Annotated in this window: 2 protein-coding genes; both read left to right on the forward strand. The window is 38.0% G+C overall.

Features of this window, described 5'->3' with window-relative positions:
• Positions 1 to 180 precede the first annotated feature (180 nt).
• Positions 181 to 1,458: a serine--tRNA ligase gene (serS, locus tag GO685_RS04525; protein WP_175937760.1), complete on the forward strand. Its 1,278-nt coding sequence runs from the start codon at positions 181 to 183 to the stop codon at positions 1,456 to 1,458.
• 35 nt (positions 1,459 to 1,493) lie between these two features.
• A complete protein-coding gene (purD, locus tag GO685_RS04530; RefSeq protein WP_175937761.1) occupies positions 1,494 to 2,765 on the forward strand; it encodes a phosphoribosylamine--glycine ligase in 1,272 nt (423 codons plus the stop codon).
• Positions 2,766 to 2,872 lie beyond the last annotated feature (107 nt).

Consider the following 2,872-nt stretch of genomic DNA (forward strand, 5'->3'; position numbering starts at 1 on the left):
TATGCATTGGGTAACCTCCTATTGTTGCTAAAATACTGGAGTTTACCCTATTTCTCTCTCTACTCTCTTTCTAATCCATAGTTAGCGTTATTACCATAGCAGTTATTAATGGCGTGTACAAAAGTATTGAGTATTAAAAGCTTTTAAAGTACAGTAACAATGTTAGTAATAGCACAATGTATGCATGACATAGAGTATATACGTAAAAACTCTGAGGAATTCGGGAAAGCGATGAGAAGCAGGGGAATTAAAAATTTTACTGTGGAAGAAATATTGGAAATCGATCATGAGAAAAGGTCATTAACCACTAAACTGCAAGATTTGAATAGGAAGCGCAATGAAATTACAGAAGAGATAAAAAAGCTCAAAATGAGCAAGAGCCCTTGTGAAAATGAGGTGGAAGCGTCAAAAAACGTAACAAATGAGATAGAAGCAATCAGCTTAAAAGAGCAAACGGAGAAAGATAACTTAATGAATATCTTATCTAACTTACCAAATATCCCTACACAAAACGTGCCAATAGGTGAAGATGAGAGCTCCAACGTAGAAGTTAGAAAATATGGAGAGAGAAGAAAATTTGATTTTGTGCCAAAGTCTCATTATGAGCTCGGAGAAGGGTTGGATTCGATGGATTTTGAGCAAGCAGCAAAAATCTGCGGGTCAAGATTTGCAGTATTGAAAGGACGTTTAGCTAAGCTTGGACGAGCATTAGTAAATTTCATGCTTGAAATGCATGTTAATGAATTTGGCTATACTGAAGTATATCATCCGGCTTTGGTAAAGAATGAAGCGATGTATAATGTTGGTCAGCTACCGAAATTTTCTGACGATTCATATTTAACTACCGACGAATTGAGATTGATTCCCACAGGTGAAGTGGCTTTGACAAATTTGGTTGCTGATAAAATAATAGAAAAAGAAGAACTGCCCGTTCGTTTTACTGCATATTCAGAGTGTTTTCGTAAAGAGGCCGGCAGCGCAGGACGAGATACGAGAGGTATGGTAAGGCAACATCAATTTGGTAAAGTAGAGTTGGTGAGTATCACAACTGAAAACCAATCAAATGATGAACTTGAGCGCATGACAAGTGTTGCTGAAGAGATATTAAAACAATTGGAGTTGCCATACAGGGTAATGCTGCTATGCAGTGGTGATATGGGCTTTGCTGCGCAGAAGACTTATGACATAGAGGTGTGGCTGCCTGAGCAAAATAAATATAGAGAGATATCAAGTTGCTCAAATTGCGGTGCGTTTCAGGCAAGAAGAATGAACACTAAATACTTTTTAGAGGCTGACAAGAAGGTGAAAAAATATGTTCACACTTTAAACGGCTCGGCTTTAGCTATAGGAAGAACGATTATTGCCATAATGGAGAATTATCAAAATCCTGACGGGTCAATTACAATACCAAACGTGTTGCAAAAATATATGAGTAATGATACTGTTATAAGCAAATAATAGTTTTAACATACAAAGAAACGAGGAAATTAAAGATGAAGGTTCTGGTTATAGGTTCTGGTGGGCGTGAACATGCTTTACTTTGGGCTCTAAAAAAATCTCCTATCTTAACTGGGTTATATATCACTCCTGGCCGCCGAGCTATGGAAAACTTTGGGGTTCTTGTGGATATAAATACCCGAAACTCAATTGATATTACGCAATTTTGCAAGAGAGAAAATATAGAATTAGTTGTTATTGGTCCAGAGCAACCAATAATTGATGGGCTTGCTAACAACCTAGTTGCAGAGGGAATAAATGTTTTTGCTCCAAGTCGAGCAGCCGCGAAGCTTGAGGCATCAAAGTCTTTCACCAAGGGATTATGTAAACAATATGGTATACCAACTGCCAAGTATGAGTGTTTTGTCGATGAGGGATTAGCTAAAAACTTTGTACGCAGCAATAAAATAAAGTTTCCACTTGTAGTAAAAGCAAATGGAATTGCAGCAGGGAAAGGCGTAATAATATGTAACACAGAAAACGAAGCTTTTTTGGCGATAGATTCAATGTTGGTAGAGAAAAAATTTGGTGAATCAGGCGAAGAGATAATCATAGAAGAATTTTTAGTGGGAGAGGAAGTAAGCTTTTTTGCTCTTGTTGACGGGCTGAAAGTGGCAACCCTTGGATGTGCAAAGGATTATAAAAGAGCTAATGAAAACAATGAAGGTCAAAATACCGGAGGTATGGGGGCATACTCATCGCCTTCAATTATAAGTAAGGATATGGAGCAAAAAATTATCCAAAGAATAATATATCCGACAATTCAAGCACTGACTAATATGGGAACACCCTATAAAGGGGTCCTCTTTGCTGGTTTGATGATTTGCAAGGATAGCCCTAAACTTCTTGAGTATAATGTTAGATTCGGTGACCCGGAGATACAATCTATTTTGCCTAGATTTGATGAAAATTGTGACTTATTAAAATTAATGTTATCAGTTGCAGAAGGAAAGTTGAGTGCCAAAACGGTGGAGCTTACTAACAAATCTACAGTTTGTGTAGTCATTGCAAGTAAGGGTTATCCAGGTGATTATAAAACGGGAGAAATAATTAGGGGATTGGATAAAATTGAGAGCATTCCCGGTATACTGGTGTTTCATGCTGGTACTCAGTTGGATGAAAGCGGTAACTTAGTTTCCGATGACGGGAGAGTGCTCAATATAGTAGGGGAAGGAAGTAGTATAGAAGAAGCTAAAAGTAAAGTGTACTCGGCACTGAACTTTTTTGAATGGTCAGGGGGTTTCTTCAGATACGATATTGGTAGTTAACATTAGCTACCTAAGTGCACAACTGTACGAACATTGTGATTTGAGCCTACCACTAGGGTGTCACGCCAGTGCTTGACACTGGCATCCAGGAATTTTATTAAGTTGGT

Source organism: Wolbachia endosymbiont of Madathamugadia hiepei (genome assembly GCF_013366855.1).
GTDB lineage: Bacteria > Pseudomonadota > Alphaproteobacteria > Rickettsiales > Anaplasmataceae > Wolbachia.

Coding starts and splice junctions, on each gene's coding strand:
- serS (WP_175937760.1), top strand. CDS start 181: ATGCATGACATAGAGTATATACGTAAAAACTCTGAGGAATTCGGGAAA.
- purD (WP_175937761.1), top strand. CDS start 1,494: ATGAAGGTTCTGGTTATAGGTTCTGGTGGGCGTGAACATGCTTTACTT.